Below are 23,430 nucleotides of genomic sequence, written 5' to 3' on the forward strand. Positions count from 1 at the left end.
CGGCCGGCGGCCCCCGTGCCGGAAGGGCGCACCTCGGGTACCCATCAGCGCAGGAGAGCGACGTTGCGTCCCGTCGCGGGGCACGCTGCCGCGGGCGTCCGCCAAGGCGCGCCTTAAAGGAGGCGGCCCCGCCACGGCGCGCCTCAAAGGAGGCGGCGCCGCCGTGCTGTGTGCGCTCGCCTGGGGTCGGCCGCGGCCGTGCTGCGTCGCGGCACGCCGCGCGGGAGGCTTCGCCGCCCGGCGCTGCGCGCTCCCCGGCGCCGGCTTCGTGAGCCGACGCTCGCGCCGGCGTGTTCGGCGTGCGTCCGCCGCAAACGAACTCGTGGAGCGGGTTGCCAGTGCTCGTGACGCTGACTAGTCTCCGCGCCCGCATGAAGCTAGCCCGCGCACTTCTCCAGACACCTCGCGTCGTCGGTGTGGGCCTCGTCGCCTCGATCCTGGGCGGGCTCGGGGTTGCCGGCTGCTTCGTTGACAGCGAGGGGCTCCCGCCGCCGGCCGAGGGGTTCTACTTCCCGACAGGCCTGGCGGCGTCTCTGGGCGGCCGGGTCCTCTACGTCGCGAACTCGGACTTCGATCTCCGGTACAACGGCGGCACGGTCCAGGCGCTGGATCTCCAGCGGCTGCGCAAGAGGGCGCTCGCTCTCCAGGTGTCGCTCAACCCGCGCGAGGCGGGCGAGGGCGCTGGCGCCGCCGTGAGCGCGGCGTGCCAGGCCGTGGGCCTCTCGACAAACCCAGCGCCGCTGCTCCACCCGGGGCCGTGCGCGCCCCTCGACCTCTCCGCCCTCGATGGCGACGAGGAGGTCGTGCGGGGCTCGGCCGTGCTCGGGGCGTTCGCGTCGAACGTCCTCCTCGTGCACCGGCCGCTCCTCGGCGAGCTCGCCGACAGCGCCGCGGACGCGCCTCAGGCGCGGCTGTTCGTGCCCGTCCGCGGCGACCCCTCGGTCACCTTCTTCGACCTCGCCGACGATCGGCTCGACGCCCCTGACGCGCAGCGCTGCAGCGGGGACTCCTGCTTTCGGCTGGACTGCGGCGCGGCCGCGGCGGGCGGGCGCTGCGGCAGGGACCACCGCATCGGTGAGGATCCGGGCCAGGGGCTCCTCCGGCGCAAGCTGCCGCTCGAGCCGCTCGGGATCGCCGCCGGCCCGGACGGGACGAGCGTCGTCGTCTCGCACCAGACGACGGACACCGTGAGCGTCATCGCGAACCCGTGGGAGAAAGGGGAGAGACCGCAGCTGGCCGCGGTCCTCCCGGAGCTCGCCCTCGGCCCCACGGAGCTCGCGGCCGTGCCGCGCCCGCGCCTCATCACCCAGGTGAAGGCAGCCAGGCAGGAGATCGACTACCAGCCCGCGTTCGCGCTCACGTTCATCGCGGCGCCGCAGCTCGATCTGATCCGTTACCAGGAACCTTTCGAGGGCGCGCCGGCGCTCCTCTACCAGTCGACGACGACCCCGATCACCGCGCTCACGAGCGGCACCGACAACCGCGGGATCGCGGTCGACGCGCACGAGCGCCAGGTGTGCGAGGCGGCTTGCGGGGCGTGCGAGGCGGACTGCAAGGAGGTCGTCGAACGCGAGGAGCTCCACTACGCGTGCCTCGCGCAGTGCGCGGCGATCCCGCTCCAGGTGTTCGTGGCGCATCGCTTCCCGAACTCGCTGCTCATCGGGGAGGTGATCACGACGCTGGTCGAGAACGAAGCGGCCGATCCCGCGAAGCCAGGGAGCAAGTGGGCCGCGGCGTACGAGACGCTCGCGATCCGCGACACCGCGCCGCTCGCGGCCTACCCGTCGCGGGTCGAGGTGGGCGAGGTGATCGGGCTGGACAACGAGCGCCACCGGAGGATCTTCGCGATCGCGTTCGACTCCGGGCGCGTGTTCTCCTACGACCCGGAAGCGCGCCGCGTCGACGCCGTCATCTCCACCGGGCGCGGACCGCAGGCGCTCGCGTTCGACACGGGCAACAACACCTGCGGCGACGAGAAGGAGCGCTGCGACTGCGCGCCGGGCAGCGCGCCGGGCAGCGACGGCTGCGAACCCTATTCCTTCATGTACATCGCACATTTCACCGACTCGTACCTCGGCGTCGTCGATCTCGACATGCGCAAGAACACGTTCGGATCGATGATCCTCACGGTGGGCACTCCCGTCCCGCCCCGGGAGTCCCAATGAAGCTGCGCGTTGCGCTCATCGCCCCCGCCTCGGTCATGGCGCTCGCCGGGTGCGGCGAGGAGCCCGAGCCGGTCGCCGTCGAGGCCCTGGCGCAGTCCGGCCGGAGCGCCTTCGTGTGCCTCGCCGTCGATCGGCCGGACCCGAAAGCGCCGGGCGTGGTGCGCTCGCTGCCGATCACGGATTGCTCGAGCCGCACGGTCGAATCGCCCGGCGACTTCGGCATCGAGGAGGGCAGCGGGGGCAAGGCCACGCTGCCGCACCTCTACGCGCTCGTGACGCAGACGTCGCGCGGCGAGATCGCGGTCATCGACATGACCACCGAGAGCTCGCCGATCCTCGATCAGGACACGGGCACGCCCGGCGCGAGCTTCCTCCCGGTCGGCGCGCAGCCGGTCGACATCGCCGCGACGCCGGGGGGCACCGCGTCGTTCGTGGCCGTCGCCGAGCCGGGGCGCGCGGGGATCTTCGCGCTCCCGTCGGCGAAGGTGCTGCCGCGCGGCGGCTGTCCGGTCCCGTCGCTCGTCTCGTGGCCGGCGTGCTCGCTCCCGTCGCCGCCCGGCGAGATGCTGCTCGTCTCCGATCCGCCCGGACCTGACGGCAAGCTGCGGGCCTCGTGCTCGAGCGACTACGACCTCGACCCGACGAGCCCCGCCGAGGCCGAGGCCGGCGGCGACGCCTGCGGCAGCGGGAGCGGCGACCTGAGCCAGGAGGGGCTCGGCCGGCAGAAGCTCCTCGTGACCCTGCCCGAGCTCGGCGGCTTCGCCGTGATCGACGCGCAGGCGCTCCTCCAGGACGAGCGGTACAAGGAGGGCGGGTTCGCGCCGTGCGAGGTGGAGCGGTGGGTCCCCCTCCAGGCCTCGCTGCCGCTCTCGCCGCCGGCCGCGCCGCCCGACGAGGCGCCGGACGGCCCGGCGGCGTGCGTCCAGCCGGCGGCCGCGGCCAGCCCGGCGCAGGCGCTCGGGACGCCGCGGCCCCGGGGGCTCGCGCTCGCCGGCGACCGGCTGTTCATCGCCGATCTCGACGCCCCGGTGATCCACGTCGTCGACCTCCCGACGCCCTGCGAGCCCACCGAGCTGCCCCCGCTCCTGCCCGCGTCGACGCTCGACCCCGAGCGCGTCGTCACCACGACCCGCCTCGCGGTGAGCCAGCCGTTGCCGCCCGACTTCCGCCGCTACCTCTACGCGGTCGACGCGGGCGACGGCAGCGTGATGGTCTTCGACGTCAGCGACGGCGCGTCCGGCCAGTCGCCGCTCGTGCGCCCTCACCCGGAGTGGAACCCGTTCCAGCCGCCCGACCGGATCCGCCTGACCGCGCCGGTCCGCGATCTCGTGGTCGTGCAGCGCGATGCCCCCGCGATCCTCCCCGCGACGGGCGTGGCCCCGGAGGGGCTCCGGTGCGATCCCGATCCGAGCCTCAAGCCGTGCGACAGCAACGTCGCCTCGTGCGACCTCGAGACGCTGTACCGGACGTCGGCGAACCGCGACGCCGGCGCCGGCCCGCTGAAGCTCCGCGGCTCGTTCGCGTACCTGGTGCTCACGAACGGCCAGGTCGCGATCGTCGACGTCGACGACCTCGACGCGGCGTGCCGCGGGCCCGAGCAGCGGAGCCTCCGCGCCGGCTGCGCCGAGGCCGCATCGGAGGGCGACCCGCGGCTCGAGACGAGCGGCGAGGTCTCCTGCAACGTCGTCCTCCCGCACGCGCTCCGCTCGGAGAGCTACGTCGCGACGAGCGACGCCGTCGGTGTGCGCGAGCCCGGCGTGCAGGGCCTGCCGATCCTCTACGATCGCAGCGGCACGGTCGTGCAGCTCTCCGCGGCGAGCCCGAAGATGCGCGCCACGTTCCCGTCCGACGCGGCGGACGCGCCGGCGCTCACGCTCGCGGTGGGGGTCGAGCCCCAGGCGATCGCGTCGGTCGACAGCGTCGAGAGCGCGCTCGACGAGCAGGGGCTCGTGCTGAGGTCCGGCGAGCCGCATCACGCGCTGACGATGAACGTCGAGGACCCCCGCGTGCACCTCGTCAACGAGACGTGGATCGTGACCTACGAGGGGGTGCTCCCCGGGTTCACGAAGACCTTCGTCCACTTCGACGGGGACGGCCACCTCAGGAGCGGCGACGCCCGCTTCTGCCGTCGCGGCGTGCAGAGCCTGAACAGCGTCAAGGACCAGCCGATCCCCGCGGGCGTCGACGCCGCGCAGCTCGCCGACTTCGTGCAGATCACGTCCGAGCTCCCGGGCGAGGACACCCAGTACTGGACCGACGTCGACAAGGCCGTGTGCTCGTTCGACAGCTGCAACGCGAAATACGGCAACGTCATCACGTCGCGCCCGGGGCTCCGCGTCGTGGAGGCCTACGATGACCACCTCGAGCTCGATCAGGGCGACCCCGAGGTCGCGTTTGCGGCGTGCTGCTTCCCCGGAGAGATGCAGATCGGTGTCCGCGCCGGGGGCCAGTGGGTCGTCCGGAGCAACGCGGCCGGCTTCCTGCACCACGTGATCACCGATCCGGCCACGGGCACCTGCCGCAACTCGTGCGACGCGCGCCTCGCGCGGCTCAACGGGCGCGTCGTGCACACGCCCGGCGACGGGCGGGTCACCGACGGCGATCCGGGCGCGTTCGTCAACCCGATGTTCCGCTTCGCGATCACGGGCGGCGCGCCCGAGCCCGAGCAGGACATGCAGTTCCGCTTCACCACCCAGGGGGCGTTCAACCCCCTGCTCGTCGAGCTCGTGAACGAGGCGGAGCTCCAGCCGCAGGCCATCCGGCTCGTCCCGGCGACCGGAGAGCTCGCCATCACCGACGGCTCGCTCCAGGGCCTGATCCTGCTGGGCGGGAGCGGCGCCGAGGTCGTGCGCCGGTTCCACTGAGCCGCTCGCCCAGCCCGCGCGCCATTCCGATCTCCTCGCCAATTTTTCCACGAAAACGTGGCGAAAACGTCGAGCGAACGCTGAAATAACGCTCGAATCCCGCGTAGACCTCATCGGGCGTCGCGGCTAATACGCCGGCGATGCATCCGTCCGAGCAGCCTGCGGCCAGGAAGAAGCTGACGCCGGTGATGCGCCAGTACGAGGAAGCGAAGGCGCTCCACCCGGACGCGGTCCTCTTCTTCCGGATGGGCGACTTCTACGAGATGTTCAACGAGGACGCGGTCCTCGTGTCGCGCGCGCTGAACCTGACGCTCACGAGCCGCAACAAAGGGGAGCCCGAGGAGTCCCCGATGGCCGGCGTCCCGCACCACGCCGCGCACGGGTACATCGCGCGGCTCCTCGCGCTCGGCCACAAGGTGGCGATCTGCGAGCAGATCGGGGACCCGTCGAAGATCAAGGGGCTCGTGCCGCGGCAGGTGGTGCGCGTCGTCACGCCGGGGCTCGTGACCGAGACCGATCAGCTCGACGCGCGCGCCAACCACTACCTGGCGGCCGTCGACGGCGGCGGCGCGCCGCGCGGCGACGGCGGCGCCGCGGGCGGGCCGTACGGCCTCTCGCTGCTCGATCTCTCCACGGGCGAGCTCTCGGCCACCTCGCTCCCGGACGCCACGACGCTGCTCGCGGAGCTCGCCCGCGCGGATCCGCGCGAGGCGCTGATCGCCCGGGATCTGCCGGACATCCGCGCCGCCGCGACCTCGCTCTCCTGCCGCGCGGCGCTGCGCGACGACGACGAGCTCGACAGCGCGCAGGTCGCGTCGATCCTCGACGACGCCGCGATCGAGCCGATCTCGGCGGCGGCGCTGGCCGAGCACCCGCTCCCGGCGGTGCGCGCGGCGGCGCGGGCGCTGCGCTTCGCGCGCCGCTGCAGCCCCGGCGCGCGCATCCCGGTGCGCCGCATCGCCCCGCACGACACCTCGGGCACGCTGCGCATCGACGAGACCGCCCAGGCGCACCTGGAGCTCGCGCGCGCCGCCGACGGCGGTCGCCGCGGCACGCTGCTCGACGTCATCGACGGCACGGTCACCCCGGGCGGCGCCCGGCTCCTGCGCCGCCGCCTGCTCACGCCGCTCGCGGACGTCGCGGCCATCCGCCGGCGCCTCGACGAGGTGGAGCTCTTCGTCGCGCACCCGCGCGCCCGGGGCGAGCTGCGGGAGGCGCTCGGCGGCGTCGGCGACCTCGAGCGCCTCAGCGTCCGCGCGCTCCTCGGCGAGGCCACCCCGCGCGACCTCGGCTGCCTGCGCGACGGCCTCACGGCGGCCCCGGGGGCCGTCGCCGCGGTCCGGTCGATCCCCGACCTCGGCGACGCGGGCGCCGAGCCGCTGCTCGCCGAGGCGGCGGCGGTGGATGTCGTCGCCGACGTCTGCGCCGAGCTCACCGCCGCGCTGATCGAGCGGCCGCCGCCGAACGCGCGCGAGGGCGGCATCTTCCGCGAGGGCTACGACAAGGAGCTCGACGAGGCGCGCGCCGTCGAGAAGAACGCGACGGAGCTCATCCTCGCGCTCGAGGCGAAGCTGCGCGCGCAGACGGGCGCGCCGTCGCTCCGGGTCAAGTACACGCGCGTGTTCGGCTGGTACATCGAGGTGACGCGCGCGCACGTCGCCAAGGTCCCGGAGAGCTTCCGCCGCAAGCAGACCGTCGCGACCGGCGAGCGGTACACGAGCGACGAGCTCGACGAGCTCGCCGACAAGATCGAGCACGCCGGCGCGCGCGCGCTGGAGCGTGAGGCGGCGCTCTTCGAGCGCGTGCGGGGCCTCGTCGCGAAGAGCGAGGGCCGCCTCCGCGCCCTCGCGCGAAAGGTCGCGTCGTGGGACGTCGCCGCCGCCCTGGCCGACGTCGCCCACCGCAACGACTACGTGCGGCCGCACGTCACGTCGGGCGAGGCGATCGCGATCCGCGACGGCCGCCACCCCGTGGTCGAGCGCTACGCGGCCGCGGGGCACTTCGTGCCGAACGACACCCGCCTCGATCTCGCGGGCGAGCGGCTCTGGCTGATCACGGGCCCCAACATGGCCGGCAAGTCGACGCTCATGCGCCAGGTCGCGCTGATCGTGGTGCTCGCGCAGATGGGCAGCTACGTGCCGGCGCGCGAGGCGGAGATCGGCCTCGTCGACCGGATCCTCTCGCGCGTGGGCGCGAGCGACAACGTCGCGCGGGGCGAGAGCACGTTCATGGTCGAGATGCGGGAGACGGCCGAGATCCTCCGCGACGCAACGCGGAGATCGCTGGTGATCCTCGACGAGATCGGGAGGGGCACGAGCACCTACGACGGCCTCGCGATCGCCTGGGCGGTGGCCGAGCACCTGCTCGACGCGATCGGCTGCCGCGCCCTGTTCGCGACGCACTACCACGAGCTGACGGAGCTCTCGTCGCGCGCGCCGGGCATCGCCAACTACTCGGTCGCCGCGCGCGAGCACGGCGACGACGTGATCTTCCTGCACAAGCTCGAGGCGGGCCCCGCGAGCCGCAGCTACGGCGTGGCGGTCGCGCGGCTCGCGGGCGTCCCCGAGGGCGTGCTCGCGCGCGCCCGCGCGATCCTCGCGACGCTGGAGTCGGGCGCCGCGCTGCCGGGCGGCAAGCACGCCTCGCTCCGCGGCCGCACGCGCGGCGGCGCCGCGCAGCTCGACCTGTTCGTCCCCGCGCAGGCGGCGGTGGCGCCGGAGCAGGCGGCCGTCATCGAGACCCTGCGCGCGGTGGACGTCGATCGCCTTGCGCCGCTCGACGCGCTGAGGCTCGTGGCGAAGCTGAAGGGCTTGCTCGGCGGCGCCGGCAAGTGACGGCGGCCCTCGCGCCGGCCGCGGCCGGCGCGGCTCAATCCGGCGCCGCGAGCTCCCGGAGCTCGGTGCCGCCCGCGTACGCGTAGCTCACGAACGAATCGAACCCGGTGACGAGCAGCCCCACGGGCGCGGAGGCCGCGATCCGGTGCACGCCGTCGCGCTGCCGCCCGGGCAGCACGTTGTCCGGCGCCTGCTGCGCCGGATCGATCGTCGCGAAGCTCAGCTGGCAGCGGTAGACGACGAACGGCGGCGCGCGGCGCCCGCGCTCCTCGTCCGTGAGCCCGTCCGCGGGCGCGATCTCGCACTCCTCCGGCCCGAGCGCCACGCCGTCGAGCCGCACGACGGCCGACCGCGGCGCGATCACGGAGATGAAGTCGAACGCGTACTTGTCCGGCGTCAGGAACACGTAATCCGGCCGGAACTGCTCGATCGGCGGCAGGATGACGAGGCTCGGGTCTCCGCCCGGCAGCCCTTGCCTGACCCCGGTCGCGTTCTGGCTGGCCATGATCTGCGACACGATGACCGGCTCGGAGCTCTCGATCAGGAAGTCGCCCCAGGCCATCACCTCGTGGAACTGGCCCTGCGACGCCAGCGTGATCTGGTCGTCCGGCGGCGGCAGGGTCGTCTTGATCACGGCGCCCTGGCCGGTGGCGGCCATGATCCTGACGTACTCCGGCTCGGGCACGACCTCGATCTGCGCGCCGGCCTGCTTCACCGTCTGCGACCGGTTCGGCGTGTGCGGCACGGCGAACCGCTTGCCGGTCGCGCGGATCGGATCGAGCTGATCCTCCAGGTGGTCGGCGCAGCAGCGCCGATCCGCGAGCGTGGCGAAGTGGGGCGCGTCCGAGGCCTCGCTGCCGGTGAAGACCGCGATCGGCTGATCGGCCCTGACGATCGAGCCGGTGAAGTCCGCGTTGAACCCGCCGGTCTCCAGGTTGAGCACGTCGAACGCGCCGAGCTTGACCTCGATCGACCCGCCCGCCGGCGTCTCCGGGACCGGCCCGCCGCCGACGACCTTCGCCGTCGTCTTCACCTGCACGGTGGTCTCCTCGCGCGTCCCGACGATGGTCAAGAACGCCCGCAGATCGATCGGGTTCAGCGGATTGAAGTTCGTGTCCGGATCGTCCGTGCTCGCGATGGTCTGCGGCCACCCGGCGACGACGTACGCCGTCGACATCGCGCCCGGGTTGTACGTCAGCGCCTCCCGCGGCTTCAGCAGCGAGGCGTCGTTGGAGAACACGTTGGCGTTCTCCAGCGGGTTGAACTGGTAGGCGACCACGGGAAACTTCGACGTGATCTTGTACGCGTGCCGCGTGAGCGCCGTGTGCGTGCCCGTGTTGTACTTGCCCTCCGGGCTGCCATCGACCTCGCGCGGCCCGAGCTTGAACACCTGGAGGTAGAGCGGCGCGATCAGCGCGCTCGCGATCTCCACCGGGGCGGGCGGATCGCCGGGCGCGCCGTCGTCCTGGAAGATGTGGACCTCGTTGGGCACGTCCGGCTGCGGGTTCGACACCACCACCGCGAACTGCTGCGCCGCCGCGTTGCTCGTCGCGTCGATCCGCGCGTTGTCCAGATCGACCGCCCAGTACTCGCACCCCACGTTGCTCCGCTCGACCTCGGCGACGGCGCAGAGCGGGAGGCAGCTGCCGCCGCGGCACGCCTCGGCGGCGTCCGTGTCGCACGTGTCGAGCACGTCGCCGAAGCTGCCGTCCGGCTCGCAGGTCACGACGTCCTGCCCTCGGCACGACGTCACGCCGGGCACGCACGGCCTGCACCCGAGCTCGATCGACGCGCACACGAGCCCCCGGGCGGCGCAGTCGTCGAGCGTCACCCAGGCCGGCCCGGCCGCCGTCTCCTCGCAGCGCGCGAGCTCCGCGCCGCACCGGGTCTCGCCGGCCGTGCAGGGCGGCGGCTCCTCCGGGCGATCGCCCCACCGCACGCCGCGGTCGAAGCAGCTCGGCGAAAGCGCGAGCCCCGCGGCGGTGGCGAGGAGGGCGGCGGCCGCCGCGGGCCGCGGGCGGGCGCGGCGTCGTGACCTGCGGGCTCGCCTCGGGGGGACCGGCTCGCTCATCACAGGTGCGCGCTGAAGCTGTCGAGGGAGTAGGCCGCCATCCCTTGCGGCTTGAGCTGCCGGTAGACGAGCTTGCCGTACTCGAAGGCGTCGATCCGCGCCCCGTACACGCCGATCGTGACCGGCCCCGGCGGCAGCGCGCCGTGCTCGATCCCGAGCTGCCGGAGGTCCGGCAGCTCGACGGCGTGCGACCCTGCCGGCACGGCCACGGTCCACCGGATGAGCCCGCTGCCGCTCGCGATGTCGTAGACGCTGAGGTCGACGGGCGCGCCCGCGCTGAACGAGGTCGCGAGGTGCGCGCCGTCCCAGGCGCTGTTCTGCGCCGGCGTCTCCACGGTTGGTACGCCCACGAAGTCGCCGATGCGCACCGGCTCGCTCGTGCTCGTCGAGAGCACCCGCCCGACGACGGACAGCGGCGCGAGCCCGGCCTGGCCGGTGACGGCGCGCGCCGAGGAGTGGTAGCTCGCCCCGAACAGATCGCGGTTGAGCGGCGGGACGCCCACGAACGTCAGCCGTCCGTCGAACGGGATCAGCGGGCTCTGCGCGCCGATGGGCAGCGTGGCGAACCCGTCGTTGCCGATCATCAAGGACACGTTCGCCTGGATCCGATCCGGCCCCTTCGGCCCCTTCGCGGGCGCGATGACGTCCATCGAGAGAGCGTGGTCGAGCGGCTGGTCGATCCGCACGAACACGTCCGTCGTCACCTGGTTCGGGAGCAGCGGGATCCCGCGGACGACCCCCATGGCGTAGGCGGTGAACCGCGGCGGCGTCGTCGATCGATCCTCGAGCCCTGCCAGCGCGTAGATCGAGCGGTTGCCGGGCGCGAGGTACATCGTGAACCCATGCCCGAGCTCTCCCGACGTGTCCGGGGTGATCGCCTGGTACTCGGGCGGCAGCTGGAAGGTCGCGAGCGGATCGACCCCCGTCGTGAACACGTACGCCGCCTGGCGCTCGGTCGCGCGCTTCGGGTTCGGGATGTTGCCCCACGCGGCGCTCCCCGGGTCGAGCGACTCGTCCCAGACGAGCTCGCCTTCGAGCGCGCCCGCGCTGCCCACCTTGCCGCCGACCGGCGGGGGCGGATCGCCGGAGGCGCCGCAGGCGGGGGTGAGCACCGGGTCCAGGTACACGGTCACCGTGTCGACCGGCACGTCGACGAACGAGATCGGGCTGTGGCACGTCGCGGCGACGGTGACGGTCCGCGGGGCGTCGAGCGAGGGGTTCTCGAACACGGCGACGCCGGACGCGTCCGCAACGCCGTCGAGCGCGGACGACACGTTGTTGCCCACGAGGACGCGCGCTCCCGGGATCGGGTCGCCGGTGAAGTTGTTGTAGGCGAGGACCTTGAGCCGCCCGGCGAGGGGGGCGCCGCTGAGCCCGCCCTTGTAGCCGTTCTGGCTGTCCTCGTAGGTGTAGCCGTCGAGCACGAGGATCGTGTCGTCGCCGGTCGTCACCGAGATCGTCTTCGCGCCCGGCGTGCCCTGGGGCACGGTGCAGACGAGCCGGGTCGGCCCGTCGACGGCGAGCGACGTGCACGGCTTCTGATCGATCCTGGCGACGGTCGTCGCGTCCCAGCGCGTGCCCTGCCCGATGAGCTCGATCGTCGTTCCGCCGGAGATCGGCCCGCTCGATGGAGACGCATAGAGCGCGTCGTAGACGTAGCCGCCCGGCAGCGATCTCCGGGTCGAGGTGTCGTCGCCGTTCTGCGCCGTGAGCTCCACCGGCCCTGCTTCGCCCGGCGGCGCCGCCACCTGGACCCGGCTCGGATCGATGGGCACGATCGCGGACGGATCGACCTCGACGTCGCCGAACCAGACGCGGACCTTGGAGCTGAAGCCGTTGCCATGGAGCAGGACGCGCTGGCCTCCGTTGAACGGACCGTGCGTCGGGTCCGCGCCGAGCAGGGCGTGCGGATCGGCGTCCGGCAGCCCCGTGCTGGTGGTGGACGACGTGGTCTGCGGGTCCACCGTGAAGTCGCCGCCGCCGTCGCCGTCGGTCTGCCGGCGGATGCCCTCGGGGGCCGAGGCGATGCAGGCGGAGACGACCGTGAGGCCTGCGCAGATCGGGGCGAAGCGTGCAGTAAGAAAGCGTCGTGACGCGGTTCGCACGAACCGAGTCTACGCCATCGAGGGTGCTGGGCCACGGCGCGCGCGCCCAGGAGCGGGAGCGCGGCGCGCGGCGCCGCGCTCCCGCTTCCCGAACCCTGCGGAACCACGTGATAATGTCGCCCGCTGACGCTCCCGCACCGCCGCTTGACAAGCGCGGCGCATCGGGGTAGCAAACCGCCCCCTTCTCGCGGTCTCGTGACGAGGGGGACAGCGGAGGTTGAATCCTCGCTTTCGCTGTCGCAGCGCCCAAATCCACACGCTCTCCTGGCACCCACGGCATTCCGCGACCCGGTGCCCCATCGACACGGACGCTTTTTGTCCGCGCGAGGGGGTTGGTGGCGGGAGGGGGAGCGGCGGACCAACCGAAAGGACAAAGCCGTGACCGATACAAGCTTCTCCGAATCCGTTCCCGCGGCCGACACCATGCAGGCCGTTGCCCCCCAGCCGGGGGATTTCCCGCTCCCGCTCCGCTCGCTGCTCGACGCGGGCGTGCACTTCGGCCACCAGACGAAGCGCTGGAACCCGAAGATGCGGCCGTTCATCTACGGCGCGCGCAACGGCATCCACATCATCGATCTCGACCAGACGACGCGGCTCTTCAAGCGCGCGTACGACTTCCTGACCGACGCCGTCGGCCGCGGCGGCCACGTGCTGTTCGTCGGCACGAAGCGCCAGGCGCAGGACATCGTGCAGGAGGAGGCCCGTCGGTCGGGCATGTACTTCGTCACGAACCGCTGGCTCGGCGGCACGCTGACGAACTTCCGGACCATCAAGCAGGGCCTCGATCGCCTCCGCACCCTCGAGCGCATGAAGGAGGACGGGACCTACGAGCAGCTGCTCAAGAAGGAGGTCGTCCGGCTCGAGAAGGAGCGCGAGCGGCTCGAGAAGTACCTGGGCGGCCTCAAGGGCATGGGCGGCCTCCCGGCGGCGATCTTCGTGATCGATCCGCACCAGGAGTCGATCGCGATCAGCGAGGCGCGCAAGCTGAACGTCCCGGTCGTGGCCATCACGGACACGAACTGCGACCCGGATCTCGTCGACTTCGTGATCCCTGGCAACGACGACGCCATCCGCTCGATCCGGCTGATCACGGCGCGCGTCGCGGACGCGTGCGTCGAGGGTGCGCAGCGCCGCCGGGATCACGGCGACGGCTCGCAGCCTTCGGCCGGCGGCGGTCGCGGCCAGCGCGACGAGATCAACGTGTACCAGGGCGGCCGCGGCGGCCGCGGCGGTCCGCGCCAGCAGGCGTCGTAGCGCGGCGCGAGCCGCGTCGGAGCGGCCCAGCGCTCGGGCGGCGGGGGTGACGGCGTCGCCTCCGCCCGGGAGACGCGGCGATCGCAGGAGCGCAGAGGGCGCGGGGACAGAAATGAAAATTTCGCGCCTCTGCGCCTTCTGTGCCTCTGCGGTTCGGCCGGCTCGCCGCGCGGGCCCTCGTGGTCACCAGTCTGAAGTGCGATGAAGAGGGGCCGCTCGGCGCGGCCTCTTCCTATCTAGGTTGAAGGAGAGAGATCCATGGCCGGCATCAATGCTCAGGCGATCAAGGAGCTTCGTGAGCGTACCCAGGCGGGGATGAGCGACTGCAAGGGCGCCCTCACCGAGGCCGAGGGCGACATGGAGAAGGCGGTCGAGATCATCCTGAAGAAGGGTCTCGCGAAGAGCGCCAAGCGGGCCGGCGCGTCCGCTACCGAGGGTGAGGTTCGCGCGGCGGTCGCGGCCGATCGGCGCAGCGCGACGATGGTCGAGGTCAACATCCAGACCGATTTCGCCGCCCGCAACGACGCGTTCCGGCAGTTCGTCGGCGAGGTGCTCGCCGCGGCCGAGAAGGCGCCCGAGGGTTCGGACGCGAGCCAGCTCTCGATGGGCGGCAAGTCGGTCGCCGACGCCGCGACGGAGCTGACCGCGCGCATCGGCGAGAAGGTCGCTGTGCGCCGCTGGGATCGCGTGTCGATCCCGGAGGGCAAGCACGGCGTCGCGCACGCGTACGTGCACCTCGGCGGCAAGATCGGCGTGCTCGTGGCGGTCGAGGCGTCGAGCCAGGCGGTGGCGGAGCACCCCGAGGTGCAGAAGTTCATCGACGAGACGGCGATGCAGGCCGCCGCGATGAGCCCGCTCGTCCTCCGTCGCGACGAGGTCTCGGCGGACCTGAAGGCCAAGCAGCAGGAGATCTTCGAGGCGCAGCTGCGCGAGGATCCGAAGCCGAAGCCCGAGGCGGCGTGGCCGAAGATCATCGAGGGCAAGTTCAACAAGTGGTACTCGGAGGTCGCGCTCCTCGAGCAGGAGTCGGTCGAGGCGGCGTCGCGCGGCGCGGCGGGCCAGACGATCGACAAGCTCCGCCAGGCGGCGGAGAAGGCGGCCGGCGGCGAGCTCACGCTCACGCGCTTCGTGCGGTACGAGCGCGGCGAGGGCATCGCCAAGAAAGAGGACGACTTCGCCGCCGAGGTGGCGAAGATGGCCGCGAGCTGACGCGGTCCGATGCGGGGGCGTCTCGCCGCCGTCTCGATCGACCTCGACGAGGTCCCGAACTACTTCGCCATTCACGGGCTCGCCGTCCCGGAGCGTTCCGGGGCGGCGGTCTCGCTGAGCGCCGTCTATGACACGGCGCTGCCGCGCATCGCGGCCTTCGCTGCATCCCACGGCATCCCTGTCACGCTGTTCGCGATTGGCCGCGACCTCGCCCGCCCCGAGAGCGCGGCGGCGTTGCGCGCGCTGAGCGACGCGGGCCACGCGGTCGAGAACCACTCGTACGGGCACCGTTACGACCTCTCGCAGCTCCCGCGCGCCGCGATCGCGTGGGACGTCCTGCTCGGCGCCGAGGCGATCGCCGAGGCGGTGGGCCGGCGTCCGACGGGCTTCCGCGCGCCGGGGTACACGGTGAGCGACGCGCTGTTCGACGCGCTCGATGCGATCGGGGTCGCGTTCGACTCCTCGGTGTTCCCGTGCCCGCCGTACTACGCCGCCAAGGCGCTCGCGATGGGGGTGCAGCGCGTGAAGGGGAGGGGATCCTCGGCGATCCTGGACACCCCGCGCGTGCTCGCGGCGCCGCGCCGGCCTTACCGGCCTGGGCGGCCGTGGTACACGCGCGGCGGGCGGCGCTTCGTCGAGCTGCCGATCCAGGTGACGCCGGGGTTGCGGCTGCCGGTCATCGGGACGAGCGTGGCGCTTTCGGGCGTCGCCGGTGCGCGGCTCTTGGCGCGCGCCTGCGCGGGGGAGAGGTTCGTCAACCTGGAGCTGCACGGGATGGATTTCCTCGACCGGGGCGACGGCCTCGAGGCGCTCGCGCCGTACCAGCCGGAGCTCCGTGTGCCGCTCGGCAGGCGGCTCGAGGCGCTGGGGGCGTTCGTGGAGGAGGTTGCTCGGGGAGGGGCAACGTTCGTGCGACTGGACGAGGCGGCCAGCGAGCGCGGGCTCATCGTGTGACGGGGGGTCGACGTCGGCTGGCGGCGCGAATTCCCTGACGAGCATGGTGCCGTCGGGTACCTTCCCGGCGATGGAGTTCGAGCGCCTCCAGGAGCTCTACAACCGCTGCAACCCCGACGAGCCGCTGTCGCCGGGCGACGACCGCAACGTGGACATCGACCACCGGGGCGTCCGCGGGGCTCACTGGACGAACAAGCTGGCGCGTCAGATCGAGCTCTCCAGGACGCCGGTCTGCCAGCTCTTCACCGGCCTCCGCGGCACGGGGAAGAGCACCGAGATCCAGCGGCTCGCCGAGCGGCTCTCCGATCCGAAGCGGCGCAACCTGCTCACGGTCCTGATCGACGCCGACGATGTCCTCGACCTCACCGTGGAGATCGACATCTCGGACGTGCTTGCGCTCGTGCTGCTCCACGCCGAGCGCACCGTCCTGGCCGCGGAGGGGGGCGACGCGGCCAGCGCGTTGACGGACGGGCCTCACCGGCGGCTCTGGGCGTGGCTCTCGCGGACCGACGTGGAGATCGGGAAGCTCACCGCGGGCGTTGACGCGGGGGCGAAGGCCGGTGTCGAGCTCAACCTCAAGACGAACCCGACGGTACGCCACCGGGTCCGCGAGATCGTCGCCAGGCACCTGTCCACCTTCGTCCGCTTCGTGCACGACGAGCTCCGGGAGCTCGACTGGCGCGCGCGCAAGCTCGGGCGCTCCGGCCTCGTGATCCTCTTCGACTCGCTGGAGAAGCTCCGGGGCACGAGCCTCACGTGGAAGCCGGTGCTCGAGAGCGCCGAGCGCATCTTCTCGACCGGCGCGCCCTACCTCCAGCTGCCGGTGCACGTGCTCTACACGATCCCGCCGGCGCTCGCGCGCCGCATGGTCGAGCCGCCCGTGTCGTTCCTGCCGATGATCAAGGTCCGGGACGCCGAGGGCACGCTCCACCCCGACGGGGTCGAGGTCATCGCGGAGCTCGTGAAGAAGCGCATCGACGAGGCCGCGCTCGAGGAGATCTTCGGCAAGGCGGCGCTCCGGAATCGCATCCGCGACATCGCCTTGTGGTCGGGCGGCTACCCGCGCGAGATCGTGCGGCTGCTCCAGACGCTGCTCGAGCTGGAGACGTTCCCCGTCGACGCGAAGACGCTCGAGCGGGAGCTCTACCGCGCGGGGAACGCCTACCGGAGCATCGTCTACGACAGCGGCGCGATCCCGTGGCTCGCCACGGTGAACCGCACGAAGCGGCTGATCACCAGCAATGATCAGGAGCGCGAGGCCGCCGATCACCTGCTCCAGAACAACGTCATCCTGCGTTACCTCAACGATGACGAATGGGTCGACGTCCACCCGTCGGTGGCCGGAATGCAGGAGCTCGCCGGTCCCTCGCCCGATGGGAAGGATGCCGCGCCGGAGAAGGGCGCATGACCGGCGCCGCGGGCGGGGAGCGCTCGCGGCTGGTCCGGGCGCTCGCGCTCTCGCGGCGGTTCCACCTGTACCTCGCGCGGTGCGCGAGCCCCCGCGCGGCGGATGAGCTTGTCGCGGAGCTGTCGGCGGAGCTCCCGCGGCTCGGGCGCGCCGAGGTCCGCCTCGTGCGCCTGGAGCCGTACAGCGGGCGGCCGGGGGACACGCCGCTCACCGACGGCGAGCTCGCGGAGCGCGTCCTGCTCCCGCTCCTCGATCCGCCCGAGGAGCTCCGCGGCGCGATCCACCTCGTGGACGCATCGCGCGCGGCGTACGTGGACACGGAGGCGTGGGCGCGGCTCTTTGCGCTCTGGAACGAGAAGCGCAACGTCCTGGGCCCGTCCCGCGGCGAGGTCGTGGTGATGCTGCCGGCCGCGCTCGCGCCGGTGTTCGCGGCCGCGGCGCCGGATGTGTGGTCGATCCGGAGCGGGGAGTACGCCATCGAGGAGGACCGGAGCGCGCGGGGAGCCGGCCTGGAGGTTTCGGCGCAGGGATCCATCTCGTTTGTGGGCGTCGCCCGTGGGGCCCTTCCGACCCTCTCGGCGACGGCGGCGGGGGGCGTGAGCGGGCGCGTCGACGACGCGCTGCTGCTCTTCCGCGCCGTGTCGCCGCTGGCGCTCTTCGGCGGCGATCTCGTGGTCAGGCCCTGGGTTGATGATCTCCTCGCCGCGCGCTGGGCCGGTGATCTGTTGATCGAGCAGCGCGGGCTATCGGACGTTGAGCCGTCCATCCTGGCGCAGCGGGAGTTACGCCGCGCCGATGCGATGCTCGCCGAGCGGTCCTTCCACGCTGCCGAGGAGCTCCTCGTCGGTCTCCTGGAGCGCGCCGACGCCGGCTCCACGGAGCTGACCGCCGTCGCGCTCTCGGACCTCTCCATCGCGGTCGCCGCGCAGGACCGCGCCGCCGAAGCCGCCGTCCATGGGCGTCGGGCGCTTTCGCTCGTCAACGTCGAGCCCGGCGGCGCGGGCGTCAGCGCGACTGTGTCGCCGGGCGTGACAGCGTGCGTGCTGCGGGCCAACGCGCTCGCGCAGTGGTGCCTCGGTCATCTCGAGGACGCGGAGCAGCTCGACCAGACGCTCGCCGCCGGGATCGAGGCGTCGGCGGAGGCCGCACGACGGCTCCTCCTCCCCTTCGTCTCTCGATCGCGTCTCCTCCGGCTCCTCGAGCGCGGCCATGTCGTCGCGGCGCGAGAACAGGTCCCCGGGCTGCTCGATCCCGGGCCGCAGGCCGGATCTCTCCGGAGTCCGTGGGGGGCAGCGGATGCGATCACGCGTAGTGTCCTCGCGGATCTCGAGTTTCTCTCCGGTCACCTCGATTTGTCGATTCGGGAGCATGAACGAGCCCTCGTCGAGGGGACGACCTGGCCGGACGAGCACGCGAGCCTCCCTCGCCGCGGGGAAGTCGCCATGGCGCTCGTCGAGATCGTTCGCGGAAACGAGGAGCGGGCCTCGAAGCTCCTCGGGCGTCCGAGGGATCCACCGGCTCCCTCGGACTGGGGGGAGCTCGAGCCAGAGGGCGGCTTTCGAGCGGACGCGTTCCACGCGGTGACGTCGGGGCTCCTCGCGATGGTCACGGGGGATCCTGGGGGCGCATCGACGTGGTTTGAACGCGCGCGCGGCTTGGTCGCCGACTGGGGTCGATGCGGCCTGGACCGGCGATCGCGCTTTCGCGCGCAGCTTCTCGTGGAGCTGCTTCGGACCTCGCTCGACCCGGAGGGCGATCGCGTCCTCGCGTCGGCGCGCGATCTCGCCCACGAGGCCGAGGCGCTCCTCGGATCCACTGCGGAGGACCACATGAGCCGCGTGCTCGCGGTGGCGGCGAACCGCGAGCACGCGCGGCGGCTCGCGTGGGCCGGCGCCGGTGACGCTCGCTCCGTCGCGCAGCGCGCTGCGACGCTCGCCCGGCCCCTCGGCGGCCTCGGCGTGCCCGCGTGGGACGAGCTGCTCCGCGCCGCAGAGCGCTCGCTCTGAGTTTCCCTGCGGGCGGCGGCCCGTGGCGCGGCTGTTGCCGGCTGGCGGCCAGGGGCGAGACTGACGCCGCCAAGAAGGCCCCGCCCGGCGGAGAAAAGCCCCCGCCTGGCGGAGGCGGCGCGCAGGGCGATGTCCCCGCGATGCAGGAAGAGGCGACGCCGATCCTCGGGGCCGATGGCTGATCCCCGTCCCCGGACCCTGGGCGGCGCATGCGGCGCGCGATCGTACGAGGCCTCCCTCCGGCGCCTCAGCTCGCGACGAGCCGCCGCGCGAACGCCATCCCGAGCACACCGGCGAGCAGGCACCCGACGACGGTGACCACGACATTCACCACGCCCGTCATCCACGCGCGGTCCTCGAAGAGCTTGAGCGTCTCGTAGTTGAAGCTCGAGTACGTCGTGAACCCCCCCATCACGCCCGCGCCCAGCCCGAGGCGGAGCGTCGGCGACAGCAGCTCCGTCGTCGCGGCGACCTGCATGATGACGCCGAGCAAGAACGACCCGATCACGTTGACCGCGAGCGTCCCATACGGAAACCCGGCGCCGAAGCGCTGCTGGCACCACGTCGATAGACCGTAGCGGGCGAGGGTCCCCGCCGCGCCGCCGAGCCCGATCCAGAACCACCGATCCATTCGCTTCACTCTATCGCGCCCGTCGCGCGCTTTGAGGCCGGCGGCTGCTCCCTTGCTTCTTCCGGGCCGATGGCCCAAGGCTCGCCGGGTGAAGCGCCGCTTCAACACGACCGGCCCCTGCCGCCCCGATCTGCACTACATGATCCCGGCGGACAGCCGGCTGCCCGAGGCTCCGGGCCTCGTCGAGCAGATGGGCTATTTCGTCGTCCACGCCCCCCGGCAGACGGGCAAGACCACGACCCTGCGCGCCGTCGCCGAGCGGCTCACCGCCTCGGGCCGCCACGCCGCCGTCCTCTTCTCCTGCGAGGAGGGCAGCGCCGCCGGCGACGACTACGGCTCCGCCCAGCGCGCCATCCTGCGCGAGCTGACGCGCGCGGCCCAGATCGCGCTCCTGCCCGAGCTCCAGCCGCCCCCGTTCTCGCTCGAGGGCGACGAGGGCCTCCTCTCCGCAGCGCTCACCGGCTGGGCGCGCGCTTGCCCGCGCCCGCTCGCCCTCATCTTCGACGAGATCGACTCCCTGCGCGGCCAGGGCCTCCTCAGCGTCCTGCGCCAGCTCCGCGCCGGTTTCCCGAGCCGCCCCGAGCACTTCCCCGCCTCGGTCATCCTCTGCGGCCTGCGCGACGTGCGCGACTACAAGGTCGCGAGCGGCGGCGATCCCGAGCGCCTCGGCACCGCGAGCCCGTTCAACATCAAGCTCGAGTCCTTGCGGCTCGGAGACTTCTCGGAGGAAGAGCTCCGCGCGCTCTACGCCCAGCACACCGAGGACACCGGCCAGGTCTTCGTCGACGCGGCGCTCGCCCGGGCCTTCGAGCTCACGGCCGGCCAGCCCTGGCTGGTCAACGCCCTCGGCCGCGAGATCATCGAGAAGATGGCCGTCCCCCCCGGCGAGCCCATCACCCGGGCGCACGTCGAGCAGGCCAAGGAGCGGCTCATCCTCGCGCGCGCCACCCACCTCGACTCGCTCGTCAGCAAGCTCGCCGAGCCCCGCGCCCGGCGCGTGCTCGAGCCCATGCTGGCGGGAACGTACGAGGGCGGCGGCGACACATACGACGACGACGCCTCCTACGTCCGTGATCTCGGCCTCGTGGCCCAGGGCAAGCCGCTGCGCGTGGCGAACCCCATCTACCGCGAGGTGATCGCCCGCGTGCTCTCCTCGTCGGCCGAGGAGCGGATCGACGCCCCGCCCGAGCGCTTCCTCCTGCCCGACGGCCGCCTCGCCTTCCGGCGCCTGCTCCGCGCGTTCGCCGCCTTCTGGCACGAGCACGGCGAGGTGCTCGCCTCCGGGATGCCGTACCCCGAGGTCGCCCCGCAGCTCGTCCTCATGGCCTTCTTGCAGCGCGCGGTGAATGGCGGCGGCTTCATCGATCGCGAGTACGGCGTCGGCCGGGGGCGCATCGATCTGCTCGTCCGCTTTCCCTACCGCAAGCCCGACGGCTCCCGGGCCGTCCAGCGGCGCGCGCTCGAGCTCAAGGTGTGGCGCGAGGGCCAGAAGGACCCGCTCCGCGAAGGCCTCGCCCAGCTCGACGACTACCTCGCGCGCCTGCGTCAGCGGCGCGGGACGCTCGTTATCTTCGACGCCCGCGGGCGGCTCGCCCGCAACGCACCTCGGTTCGACGAAGCCACGACGCCCCGCGGTCGCCGCGCCTCGGTGCTCCGCCTGTAGCGGCGCCGCCGCAGCGGGCAGCGCCTCGTGCATCGCAGCGGACAGCCCTCGCGCGCCGCAGCCGGCCGCGCCCTACTCCGCCGCCTTCCTGAACTCGATCACCCGGCCGCCCTCGTCGCTCTTGCTGTCCGCCAGCGCCGGCCGGTTCACCCGGGAGATGTGATCCGGCGCCACCCCCGCCGCCGCGATGAACTGGCGCGCCTGCTCGTTGTCGCCGGACGCCAGCTCGTCCGGCGTCCCCGACGCGACGACCCGCCCCTGGATCACGAGGAACGCCTTGTGCGCGATGCGGAACGTGCTCGCCATGTCGTGCGAGATCACCACGCTCGTCACCTTGTGGCGCGACCGCGTCTCCTCGATCAGATCGTCGACCATCCGGCTCGTCAGCGGATCGAGCCCGCTGGTCGGCTCGTCGTAGATCAGGATCTCGGGCTCGAGCATCAGCGCGCGCGCCAGACCCACGCGCTTGCGCTGCCCGCCCGAGAGCTCCGACGGCATCCGGTCCTCCTTGTTCTCGAGGCCGAGCGAGTTCAGCATCCCCACGACCTTCTCGCGGATGTCCCGCTTCGACATGTGCTTCCGGTGCTCGCGCAGCGGGAACGCCACGTTGTCGAAGATCGTGAGCGAGTCGAGCAGCGCCGCGTACTGGAACACCATGCCGAACCGCTGGCGCATCCGGTTCATCTCGTAGTCGTCGAGCGCGCCCATATCCACGCCGTCGACCCAGATGTGCCCGCTGGTCGGCCGCTCCAGGCCGATGAGCAGCCGGAGCAGCGTGGTCTTGCCCGCGCCCGATCCGCCGATGACCACCGCCGTCTCGGTCCGCCGGAGGTGCATGGTGATGCCGTGCAGCACCTTCGTCGCCCCGAACGACTTCTTGATGTCGTCGACGAAGAGATGATCCTCCGGCTCCCATCCCGGCGGCATCGCGACCCCCGGCTGCGCCCCGGAGGCGGCCCCGTTCCGGGGGGGCTGGCTGGGCGGCCTTCTCGACATCGGCGCGGCACGGTACCACGGAGGGGGCCCCGCAGGACGCCGATCGCCTTGCATTGCCGTAAGGGCGAGCACGCGCTTGACGCGGCCGGGCGCGGGACGGAAACGTTGCTCATGACCGACGACCTACTCAAGGCAGCCCTCGACACGGCCGAGGCCAAGACCGACAAAGACGGCTGGGCCGAGCTCCCCGAAGGGCGCGCGCTCACGCTCTACGCAGCCCACGATGGCGTGTCGCTCCCGGTGACCAAGATCGATGCCGTGCTCAGCGTGGGCGGGCTCCTCAAGGCGCGCAGCACCAAGGGCGAGACCTTCGTGCTCGCGCTGAAGGATGTGTTCGCCATCGCCCTCGACGGCGGCGGCGGCAAGGGATCCCAGACCAGGAAGGCCGGCTTCCTCGGCTGAACGCGGCGCCCTTCCATGGCCAGATCGCCGAGAGCGGGAGGAGGTCCTGCGGCGCGCTCCGCCGAGCGGGCCGTCGACCTGGCGCTCGCCGAGCTGGAGCGCCGCTTCGGCCTGGGCCGCAGCCTCGCCGCTCCGGGATGGGTGCGCGAGCGGGTCCTCGCCGTCCTGAGCGCCGTGGCCGCGCGCCACGGCGTGTCCCCGCTCGCGGCCGCCGAGCGGCTGCACGAGGACAGGGAGGCGGTCGAGGAGATCGTCAGCGCGCTCCGCGTGGGCGAGACGCGCTTCTACCGCGATCCGATCATCTGGGAGGCCATCGCCGCCGCGGTGCTGTCCAGGATCCCGCCCGACGTCCCGATCGCCGGCCTCTCGGCCGGCTGCAGCACCGGCGAGGAGGCCTATACCCTGGGGATGGTCCTCGCCAGCGCCGGCCGCCGCTTCAGCGTGCTCGGGGTCGATCGCGCCACCCCGGCGATCGACGCGGCGCGCGAGGCCGTCTACTCCGCCGAGGCCGCCGACCAGCTCCCCCCGGCCTTCGTTCAGCGCTACTGTGAGCAGAAGGGCGGCGCGCTGCACGTCTGCCAGAAGCTCCGTGACGTCGTATCCTTCGAGGTCTGCGATCTGGTCCACGCCGTGCCGAGCGGCGGCTTCCAGATCATCTTCTTCAAGAACGTCCTCCTGTACCTCGCAGAGCCCGCGGGCGACGCGGTCGCCCGCCGCCTCGCCGCCGAGCTCGGCCCCGGCGGGCTCCTCTTCTCGGCCGCGAGCGAGGCGCCGCGGCTCTGCGGCGCCGGCCTCACCGCGGTCAGGGTGAACGCGCAAGTCACCGCCTTCCGCGCCCCGGGCACCTGAGAAAGCGACAACCCATCGC

15 protein-coding genes are annotated in these 23,430 nt (G+C 72.6%); 11 read left to right on the plus strand and 4 right to left on the minus strand.

The window, feature by feature from the left end; genetic code table 11:
• The first annotated feature begins 371 nt into the window (after nt 1-371).
• From WMF36_RS16260 to mutS, 3 genes are all read left to right on the plus strand, one after another.
• Nucleotides 372-2,165, plus strand: a complete 1,794-nt coding sequence (locus WMF36_RS16260) for a hypothetical protein (protein WP_437580517.1) — start codon at nt 372-374, stop codon at nt 2,163-2,165.
• Nucleotides 2,162-5,029 carry a hypothetical protein gene (locus WMF36_RS16265; RefSeq protein WP_437580518.1) on the plus strand — a complete coding sequence of 956 codons (2,868 nt, stop codon included), beginning with the start codon at nt 2,162-2,164 and terminating at the stop codon, nt 5,027-5,029. Before WMF36_RS16260 ends, WMF36_RS16265 begins: the two co-directional genes overlap by 4 nt.
• A 140-nt stretch (nt 5,030-5,169) precedes the next feature.
• The gene (gene mutS / locus WMF36_RS16270; protein ID WP_437580519.1) at nt 5,170-7,863 is read left to right on the plus strand and encodes a DNA mismatch repair protein MutS; all 2,694 of its coding nucleotides are present in this window, start codon (nt 5,170-5,172) and stop codon (nt 7,861-7,863) included.
• 34 nt (nt 7,864-7,897) lie between these two features.
• On the opposite strand, the gene WMF36_RS16275 is transcribed toward mutS, so the two are convergent.
• Entirely contained in the window at nt 7,898-9,934 is a 2,037-nt protein-coding gene (locus WMF36_RS16275) for an IgGFc-binding protein (RefSeq protein WP_437580520.1), read from the minus strand.
• Entirely contained in the window at nt 9,934-12,039 is a 2,106-nt protein-coding gene (locus WMF36_RS16280) for an IPT/TIG domain-containing protein (RefSeq protein ID WP_437580521.1), read from the minus strand. The genes WMF36_RS16275 and WMF36_RS16280 overlap by 1 nt, the downstream gene beginning before the upstream one ends.
• 423 nt (nt 12,040-12,462) lie before the next feature.
• Here WMF36_RS16280 and rpsB point away from each other — a divergent pair, with 423 nt between their 5' ends.
• The 5 genes from rpsB to WMF36_RS16305 all read left to right on the plus strand — a co-directional run bounded on the left by rpsB (nt 12,463) and on the right by WMF36_RS16305 (nt 18,870).
• A complete protein-coding gene (gene rpsB, locus WMF36_RS16285) occupies nt 12,463-13,293 on the plus strand; it encodes a 30S ribosomal protein S2 (RefSeq protein ID WP_437581921.1) in 831 nt (276 codons plus the stop codon).
• A gap of 258 nt (nt 13,294-13,551) precedes the next feature.
• On the plus strand, nt 13,552-14,502 hold the full coding sequence (gene tsf, locus WMF36_RS16290; RefSeq protein ID WP_437580522.1) for a translation elongation factor Ts: 951 nt from the start codon (nt 13,552-13,554) through the stop codon (nt 14,500-14,502).
• Nucleotides 14,503-14,511: 9 nt separating this feature from the next.
• On the plus strand, nt 14,512-15,456 hold the full coding sequence (locus WMF36_RS16295) for a polysaccharide deacetylase family protein (RefSeq protein ID WP_437580523.1): 945 nt from the start codon (nt 14,512-14,514) through the stop codon (nt 15,454-15,456).
• A 43-nt stretch (nt 15,457-15,499) separates the two neighbouring features.
• Nucleotides 15,500-16,864 (plus strand): hypothetical protein, encoded by a 1,365-nt coding sequence (locus WMF36_RS16300; protein WP_437580524.1) that lies wholly within the window; start codon nt 15,500-15,502, stop codon nt 16,862-16,864.
• A complete protein-coding gene (locus tag WMF36_RS16305; protein WP_437580525.1) occupies nt 16,861-18,870 on the plus strand; it encodes a hypothetical protein in 2,010 nt (669 codons plus the stop codon). Before WMF36_RS16300 ends, WMF36_RS16305 begins: the two co-directional genes overlap by 4 nt.
• A gap of 247 nt (nt 18,871-19,117) precedes the next feature.
• Here the strand turns inward: WMF36_RS16305 and crcB are convergent, their stop codons facing one another.
• Nucleotides 19,118-19,501, minus strand: coding sequence for a fluoride efflux transporter CrcB (gene crcB / locus WMF36_RS16310; protein ID WP_437580526.1), 384 nt, complete (start codon nt 19,499-19,501; stop codon nt 19,118-19,120).
• Between the two features lie 88 nt (nt 19,502-19,589).
• Between crcB and WMF36_RS16315 the strand changes: the two genes are divergently transcribed.
• Complete coding sequence (locus tag WMF36_RS16315) at nt 19,590-21,164, plus strand: ATP-binding protein (protein WP_437580527.1); 1,575 nt, start codon at nt 19,590-19,592, stop codon at nt 21,162-21,164.
• 72 nt (nt 21,165-21,236) lie between these two features.
• On the opposite strand, the gene WMF36_RS16320 is transcribed toward WMF36_RS16315, so the two are convergent.
• Nucleotides 21,237-22,160 (minus strand): ABC transporter ATP-binding protein, encoded by a 924-nt coding sequence (locus tag WMF36_RS16320; protein ID WP_437580528.1) that lies wholly within the window; start codon nt 22,158-22,160, stop codon nt 21,237-21,239.
• Nucleotides 22,161-22,271: 111 nt separating this feature from the next.
• On the opposite strand from WMF36_RS16320, the gene WMF36_RS16325 reads away from it, so the two are divergent.
• Nucleotides 22,272-22,562: a hypothetical protein gene (locus tag WMF36_RS16325; RefSeq protein WP_437580529.1), complete on the plus strand. Its 291-nt coding sequence runs from the start codon at nt 22,272-22,274 to the stop codon at nt 22,560-22,562.
• A 15-nt stretch (nt 22,563-22,577) separates the two neighbouring features.
• Complete coding sequence (locus WMF36_RS16330) at nt 22,578-23,411, plus strand: CheR family methyltransferase (protein ID WP_437580530.1); 834 nt, start codon at nt 22,578-22,580, stop codon at nt 23,409-23,411.
• Nucleotides 23,412-23,430 lie beyond the last annotated feature (19 nt).

Origin of the sequence: Sorangium sp. So ce887 (genome assembly GCF_051521455.1) — a bacterium.
GTDB lineage: Bacteria > Myxococcota_A > Polyangia > Polyangiales > Polyangiaceae > Sorangium.